The following is a 7,340-nucleotide window of genomic DNA, read 5'->3' as shown; positions in this document are numbered from 1 at the left end:
ATCCTCCGGTAGTTGGTGATGATGGCACGGTTCAAACCGTACGCTTCCAACAGTTCAGACCTGAGCGAAGAGTCTTCGAAGGAGTCGTACTCGGCGATGATTCGACGCATCCTTGCGATTTCGGGCGCGTCAGAATTGGGCGAGTCGTCGGGAGTTTCGAACATGATTGACAGCCCCCTGTGGCGTATGTAATTGGGTCTTCGTTCCGGGTGGTACAGATTTCGTTCCCGCTGGCACGCCGCTTGGTGTAGGCATGCGGAACCAGACCCTCCCGCCGGATGTTTTCCACTTTGGCTGAGGCCACTGGTGCTACTGAAAACCCTAGGGGTCCCGGAGAAGGCAGCGCAAGACCGTTTCTCCTTGATCCACAAACGAAATCCTGGCATCCGTTCGTGAAGGAGGGGGTGAATGAATCAGGGGCAAGAGGTCTAAAGCGGACTTCTATGCTCAATCTAGGGTGCGACCTTTCAGGAGCGGTGGCTCGCCTGTGTCAACAAGGATTATCGCGATCTTCGAATGTCAAATTGGCATGCTAGGCTGACGCCGATCTGCGGTCGACAAGGAGGGGGAAGTCCCGCGTGGACACAGGAGAGGACTTCGGTCCGTGGCTCGCACGACAGCTACGTCGATCGGACATGAACCAGGCCGATCTCGCGGAGCAGCTCGGTCTGACTCGAGCCGCGGTCTCGGCGTGGATCACCGGTCGAGCGACCCCTCGCGAAGAGACGATGCGGGCCATTGCCGCCGTCTTCCGTATCGATCACGTAAGCGTGCACACGCGCACGACCGATGTGGTGAGCAGCCGCCCAGTCTCCTGGTACCACCGTCCCGCCTATGCGGACGGTGGTCGGGACTTCGGCAACGCCGCCACCTTTGCCTTCGAGGCCGACGTCGAGGTCTTGGCCCGCGAGGCTACGCAGAACAGCCTGGACGAACGGCTCGACCGCACGAAGCCCGTGCGCGTCCGTTACACGTTGCACGAGCTGACAGGCGAGGCCCTCGCTCGCTTCCGTGAGGCGGTCGCCTGGGATGCCCTCTTTCCCCACTATGAGGCGGCGGCCGCGCAGGAGCAGAAGGTCGGACGAGTCATCGCCCAGGGGCTCCGTGACATGTACGAGCGTGACCGACTGATCCTTTTGCGGGTCGACGACTACAACGCTTCGGGCCTCACTGGCGACGACTATGAGGACGGCAGGTTCGCCGCCGTTGTTCGCCGCCAGCTCGACAGTCGTAAATCCGACGTGAGTGCTGGAGGATCGTACGGACTGGGCAAGGCCACGCTTTGGGCCGCGAGCCGGCTGGGAATGGTCCTGATCAACTCCACTCTCTCCGTGCCGCACGAGGGGCGGACGGAGCGTCGCCTCATCGGACGGCTGGAACTGCCATGGCGTGAGGTGGACGGCAAGCCCTGGGCGGGTCCGGGCTGGTTCGGCGAGCCCGACACTGCGCCCGGAAGCGAAGAGGTTGCTCGTTCCTGGTGGGCCGACGAAGAGACCGTGGAGAGGTTGCACCTCACGCGGGAGAGTTCCGCTCCTGGCACCTCCTTCCTGATCGTCGGCGCGCACGACGTGGCGAGCCTGGCGGACGACTCGCCGACCGGCGGTGAGGACGCGGCCGACGAGGAGACGGTCCAGTCGATGCACGAGCGCTTGGTGCAGGCCCTCGGTCGCAACTTCTGGGCTGCCATGACCGCCGGTAGGGACAGCGTGCCGTTGCTGGAGGCATCCGTACGGACACTGCGAAATGGAAAGGTGGTCATCGACGAGGAACGTGTCGAGCCACAGAAGGAGCAGCCGTCCCGGACTCGTGCACTCAAGGCATTCTTGGACGGCGAAACGGTCGATCGTCTGACGGAGACGGGACAGGTCGCCCAGTTGCGCGTGCCGTTGAAGGTGCCACCGAGGCGAGGCCAGAGCGGTGGAGCAGTCGAGCACGAAGCAGTCCTGCTGATCACGTCGGCCGAGGACCTCGACGGTAAGCCGAACCAGATGGTCGCCATGCGAGGCAACCGCATGGTGATCAGGGCGGCCAGAGTTCCCGATCTGCCCTTGGGTACCAACCCCTTCCAAGCTGTGCTGCTCACCGGTCAGGCTGCGGGAGACGACTCTGAGAACGCGGATCGGGCAGAGATGTTTCTGCGTGCTTCCGAGCCGCCGGAGCACAACAAGTGGGTACAGACCGATGAGCTGCGCGCGTTGTACTCGGCCACTGCGCACCGCCGAATCAGCGAATTCACACGAGCTGCAAATACCGCTGTTCGGGAACTGATCGGACATTCCAGGGAGAAGACACAGGGCGGATCCCGAGTGTTGCGTGATCTGCTGGGGCTCGAGACGGGGACGGCGGTGTCAACGGCCGCGCGTGGAGGTAAGGTCCCGACGATCCGCGGCCTGGACGCTGAACTCGACGCTTCGGGCGCATGGCGGGTGAGGGCAGAGGTCAAACTGCCGATGAGTCAGGACCCCTGGCTCCTGCTCCCCGTGGCGAAGTTCGACGTGCGCTCCGGTGGACGTCCATCCGTCGCATGGGCGGAGGTCGTGGCCGGGCAGAACTGCGAACTCGTAGAGGACAGACTCCGGTTCAAAGCGGGTGCTCGTACCGCGTCCTTCAGTGCGCTCACAGACGTGTCGACGCATCCCGTTCGCGCGGAGTTGGCCGGCTTGATCGTCGAGTTGCAGAAGTCGAGGGAGAACTCCGCGTGAAGGTCTATCCGTACCGGAGACTGGCCGGTGAGCTGTCCTTCGAAGTGACGGGCGTTCGGCAGGAACTTGAAGGGCGCTATCAACACGACCTGGACACACGGAGCTTCTCCACCCAGGAACGGGTTGTGGCGTTGCATCAGGAGGAACGCCACGATTGGGAGAGCGTCCGTCTCGGGCTTTCGGCGACCTTGCCCGTCAGGGAACTCGCAGAGGGCCCGTGGACCGAGGTCTCTGTCATCGCCGTGCTCACGGAGAGAGCGACCAACTCCCGTACGACGGCTCGGCTGGTACAGAGCGCAGGGGATGGGGACACGTGGACCGGGCATCTGCGTTTCTGGCGGTCGGCGTACCGCAGCCGGGCCGAGTTGTCCGTCGTGGCGGTGGCAACGGTGGCCGGTGTGCGGGGGAGGGCGATCGGTGAGTCCGAGGTTCCGTGGATCGTCGATCTGACAGCCAGTGCGCCCACGCGCCAGCGCGAAATGATCGTCAACGAGGTCGACTTTGTCACTGGTCCCGAATGGCTGAGGCCCTTCAAGGACGCCCCCTGGATCGTGGAGACCTCGGGCGACCTTCCTAACGTGCACCTGAACACCGGGTTCGAGGGAATCTCCGAGCTCATCAACTCGGAGGGCAGCCCACTGGAGAGAGCAGTACGCGACATGCTTGCGGCGCAGATCGCCGCCGATGTGTGGACAGCCGTCTTTCACTCCCTTGTCAGCGATCTGGAAGTGGACGAGCACGGCGGGCCCCAGTGGCCCGGCGGCTGGCGAGACGGCGTGCTGCGAGGAATGCTCGCCGACGTTCTTCCCGACCACTCCGAGCCCGACGCACTGCGTGAGATCCACATCCGTCGCTCAGAGTCCGCCGCCTGGAACGAGCTGCAGCCACGCATCAATTACGCGGCCGTTCGCCGTGCCAAGGTAGCCAGGAACCTGGGGACGGCGATTCGGACCCTTGATGTGTCCCTGCGGGAGAGCTGAGTATGACCGACAAACCCGAGCACCTGCCGGAACGATTGGCACTGCTCTCCGACATCAATGCGGCCAAGTACCTGAGCATGGGAGTTCTCTCCGGGCAGGAATCCCCGCCCTCGATCGCCCTGAACAAGATGACCGAGCCGCTGGACGACATGACGGCGCGATCGGAGGTCGTCCCGATACGGGATCTCATCGACGACGTGATGCATCTCTACCGGAACGATGTCTCAACAAAGGCGGACGCCTGGCTGGCTCCCCGTCTGCACGCTGCGCTACGCCTCACGCGGAGAGAGGCGGCTGACAGCAGGTTGTGGAACTTCCTCGCGCTTGCTGTGGCGCCCGACTACGTGGTGTGGCGACACATGTCGCCGAAGGGAAAGGACGGTCTTCCCGCTATGGTCGCTGCGAGTCGGTTCCGCGGGGCGCACTATACGCAGACCTTCTCCCGTCTGTGGTGGGCTGCCGAGCTGTTCCGGGACGGGAGCGACTACCGTCCAGTGGAAGTGGCATGTGGGAACCAGGACATCCTGAACACGGTCCTCCGACTCGACATCATCGATCACCGCCCCACGGCACAGGCGTTGATCAGGCTTGTCGCCAAGAAAAAAGTGAACACCGGCCGGGAGGTGAACGCCTTGGCAAGGGCAGCGAACACCGCCGCCAGCACCTTGATGTACGACGTTCTCGCCGAGGACGACATGTGGGACGGCGGCCTCTTGCAGGAATGGATCCGGGAAATTCATTCCGCGCCTCCGGTGCCCCGGAAGATTCTGCCGAAGGGGCCCGACGACGGTCCTGTGCCGCCGGACGCCATCAATGCTCTTGTCAGCTGTTTCGAGGAACTCTTCGACGACTACGCGGGAGTACGGGGAAAGCCCGAAGCCGATGGAGACTAGGACTCCGAGGGCAGCGCGTCCCCGTCTTCCTTCACCTGTGGCTTCCATGTGGCGAGCCGGTCCAGGGCGTCCTTCGAGGGGCGTCCGAGACCGAGCGCCGCGCTGAGGATGTGCATCCCGAGCCGTGGCGGTACTGCGTTGCCGATCTGTTGCGAGATGTCTTTGCCGCTCCACGGATATGCGGCAGGAAACGTCTGGAGGCGACCAGCCTCGGAGAAAGAGAAACGGTCGTCAGTACCGTTCGGCCCCACCACGCGATTACGTGAGACCTTGCCCGTGACCGTCGCCGAGGGCTGATCGGAGCGACGTTGCCCCCGAGCCTTGGGATCGCCTCCGGTGCCGTAGTTGGAGATGACCGTGAATGGTGCAGGACGCTTCGGAAGCGCTTCCTGCATGCTCACCCACTTCTGCGGCACCGCATCGCCCATGGCGAGGCCGTCCTCCTGCACCGGCCGGCTCTTCCCGCCTCGATAGTGCTGGTGGGTCGGTTTCGGCAGCTTCAGTGGCTGCTCGCCCGGAGACGCCTGACTCGCGCCACGACGTCGTGCGATGAAAACGGCCCGTCGACGCGTTTGCGGCACTCCAAATTCCTCGGTCCGTAGGACGTCGTAGTCTGTTTCGTACTCGTCGTTGAGCGCCTTGGCGTAGGCCTCCCATACCGGAAGAACCGCCGGGACCTGCTCCAGGACAATGGCGTGGTAGGGGTCCAGGTCGTCATTGTCGATGGCTTCCAGAGCCCAATGGAGAGGTTGCAGAACCAATCCCGTACGCTCGTCCTTCAATTCAGCCAGATCCGCTGCGATATTGGCCCACTTGTCACGATCGACAAGACGCTGGACGAACTCCTGGACGGTGTCCAGGGCTCGACGTCCCGCACCGTGGCCCGCCACTGTGAACGTCTGACACGGCGGCCCCCCTGCCAGGACGTTGGCGCCCTCGAAGTCGGCGTCTGTGGGCTTGCATTCGCGGACATCCTTGTGAACGGTGCGCAGGCCAGCCCGCTGCCGAGTCGCGTATGCCCCTGCGTCCCATTCGACCCCGATGCTCGACAGCCCGAGGGCCTCGGCTGCGATGTCCAGTCCTCCAGGACCTGCGAACAAGTCCACGATGTGGAAGCGGGCAGGCTGAGGAGATTGAGGCTGTGCGGGGGTCATGGTATCGAAGTGTAGCCGGCGAGGAATGATCTTCGGGCCATACGTCGCAGCCGGGGCGATGGAAGGCTCTCGCCGGACGCTCAACCCCTCAACGCAGCCGCGATCGCCCTGCCCAGAGCCTCACCGACCGGTGGCGGGGAGGCGTGGCCGATCTGGCGATATCGGGCGGTCTTCTTGCCTGCGAATATCCAGTCGTCGGGGAAGGACTGGAGCACGGCTGTCTGTTCCACGGTCAGTTTCTTCAGAGGAGACCCGGACATGTCGGACTCCTGGGTTCCGTCCTGCCCCGGCACCTCGTCGCTCAACGCTCCACCGTTGATGCCCATTTGGGCCCAGGTCTTTTTGGTGCCCGTCAGCCCCAGGTCGGCGCCTCCACGCTTGTCGGATCCGCCCACGAGAGTGGGGGCCACACGGTTCGCTTGCGTCGCCCACTCTTCGGCGCCGTGCCAGCCGCGTGCTGTCATCGAGGGCAGCAGAGCTTCTCCGGCCGTCACATGACGAGTCACGGTGGGGCTCGGCGGGTGGAACCGATCGAAGAAGCGATCCTTCAAGGCGACAAGCACACCTTGTTTCCGGTCTTGTGGAACGCCAAAGTCGGCAGCATTGAGGACGAACCAGTGAAACCTGTAGTCAAGGTGTACGAGTTCACTCTGTATGAAGGTGCGGACCTCCTCGAATTCAGGGGCGGTCACGAGGTCCGGTACATTTTCGATCAACAAGGCTTTGGGTTGAACGACGTGGGCGGCCAGGAGGACCGTGGCTTTCAGCAGCTGCAACTCAAGGCCGGTCTCCACCCGCCTTGTCGTTGCTGAAGACTTCACTCGCGGCAGACCGGCGGACAGTAGATCTATATCGAGGGCCTCGGGGTTGTACGGCTCCGGGTTCTCGATTGGGTCGAACTCCAGCAGGTCCATCTCTAAGACGTTCCACGCCGGCCGGTTGCGGCGGAGGGTGTCGCAAGCAATCGCCTTGTGGTCCAAGAGTAGAACCGGATCGAAGCCGGCGCGTTCCAGGCCCAGTGCCAGCCCGCCCGCACCGGAACACACGTCGATCGATACCAGTCTCCCCATGGGGGCCTCCCTGCCCAAGTGGATCAACGAATATGACCAGACACTAGGCGTGTTCGACGGCGATGTCGATGGGGGGTGAATCCAACCTACTGCCGCGCTCCGAGCTATTACTTCTCGGGCTTCTGCCGCAGGACGTTGGCAACGACCTCTTCTGCTACCGAGGCAGGTGCCTCGTGCTCCCAGAAACGCAGCACCGTCCATCCGGCCGTGGTCAGATGCGCAGTCGTCTCAAGATCGCGAGCCATGTTCTTGTCGAGCTTGGCACGCCACCACTCTGCGTTTGCTTTCGGGTGCGTTGCGTGTTGTGGGCAGCCGTGCCAGAAACAGCCATCCAGGAAGATCGCGATCTTTGCCCTGGTGAAGACGATGTCGATCGTGCGACGGGGCATGCCGGGCACCGGCGCGTTTACTCGATAGCGCAGGCCAGCGGCGTGCAGGAGCTTTCGCACCGCCAACTCGGGAGTTGTGTCGCGGGAACCCTGACGGCTCATGCGGGCAGACACAGCGGGGGACGACGGTATGGCATCTGACACATGAGCAT

General features: G+C 63.5%; 6 protein-coding genes. 3 read left to right on the top strand and 3 right to left on the bottom strand.

The window, feature by feature from the left end; all coding sequences use genetic code 11:
- Positions 1 to 578 precede the first annotated feature (578 nt).
- The 3 genes from AC2XR2_RS16410 to AC2XR2_RS16400 are packed head-to-tail and all read left to right on the top strand — an operon-like array spanning position 579 to position 4,575.
- Entirely contained in the window at positions 579 to 2,702 is a 2,124-nt protein-coding gene (locus AC2XR2_RS16410) for a helix-turn-helix transcriptional regulator (protein WP_491515438.1), read from the top strand.
- Positions 2,699 to 3,682, top strand: coding sequence for a hypothetical protein (locus AC2XR2_RS16405; protein WP_491515437.1), 984 nt, complete (start codon positions 2,699 to 2,701; stop codon positions 3,680 to 3,682). The genes AC2XR2_RS16410 and AC2XR2_RS16405 overlap by 4 nt, the downstream gene beginning before the upstream one ends.
- A 2-nt stretch (positions 3,683 to 3,684) precedes the next feature.
- Complete coding sequence (locus tag AC2XR2_RS16400; protein ID WP_491515436.1) at positions 3,685 to 4,575, top strand: DUF6339 family protein; 891 nt, start codon at positions 3,685 to 3,687, stop codon at positions 4,573 to 4,575.
- Here AC2XR2_RS16400 and AC2XR2_RS16395 read toward each other — a convergent pair.
- From AC2XR2_RS16395 to AC2XR2_RS16385, 3 genes are all read right to left on the bottom strand, one after another.
- The gene (locus tag AC2XR2_RS16395; RefSeq protein ID WP_491515435.1) at positions 4,572 to 5,729 is read right to left on the bottom strand and encodes a DNA cytosine methyltransferase; all 1,158 of its coding nucleotides are present in this window, start codon (positions 5,727 to 5,729) and stop codon (positions 4,572 to 4,574) included. The two genes, AC2XR2_RS16400 and AC2XR2_RS16395, sit on opposite strands and share 4 nt — an antisense overlap.
- A gap of 80 nt (positions 5,730 to 5,809) precedes the next feature.
- Complete coding sequence (locus AC2XR2_RS16390) at positions 5,810 to 6,799, bottom strand: DNA cytosine methyltransferase (RefSeq protein ID WP_491515434.1); 990 nt, start codon at positions 6,797 to 6,799, stop codon at positions 5,810 to 5,812.
- 107 nt (positions 6,800 to 6,906) lie between these two features.
- Entirely contained in the window at positions 6,907 to 7,290 is a 384-nt protein-coding gene (locus AC2XR2_RS16385) for a very short patch repair endonuclease (RefSeq protein ID WP_491515433.1), read from the bottom strand.
- Between the last annotated feature and the right edge of the window lie 50 nt (positions 7,291 to 7,340).

This window comes from Streptomyces sp. LS-MS-L19 (genome assembly GCF_058382285.1).
Note: the sequence above shows the minus strand (reverse complement) of the source record. Positions and strands in the feature narration are given on the sequence as shown.

Excerpts from the sequence above, each read along its gene's own strand:
- AC2XR2_RS16400 (WP_491515436.1), top strand. The coding sequence starts at position 3,685 with ATGACCGACAAACCCGAGCACCTGCCGGAACGATTGGCACTGCTCTCC.
- AC2XR2_RS16385 (WP_491515433.1), bottom strand. The coding sequence starts at position 7,290 with ATGAGCCGTCAGGGTTCCCGCGACACAACTCCCGAGTTGGCGGTGCGA.
- AC2XR2_RS16390 (WP_491515434.1), bottom strand. The coding sequence starts at position 6,799 with ATGGGGAGACTGGTATCGATCGACGTGTGTTCCGGTGCGGGCGGGCTG.
- AC2XR2_RS16395 (WP_491515435.1), bottom strand. The coding sequence starts at position 5,729 with ATGACCCCCGCACAGCCTCAATCTCCTCAGCCTGCCCGCTTCCACATC.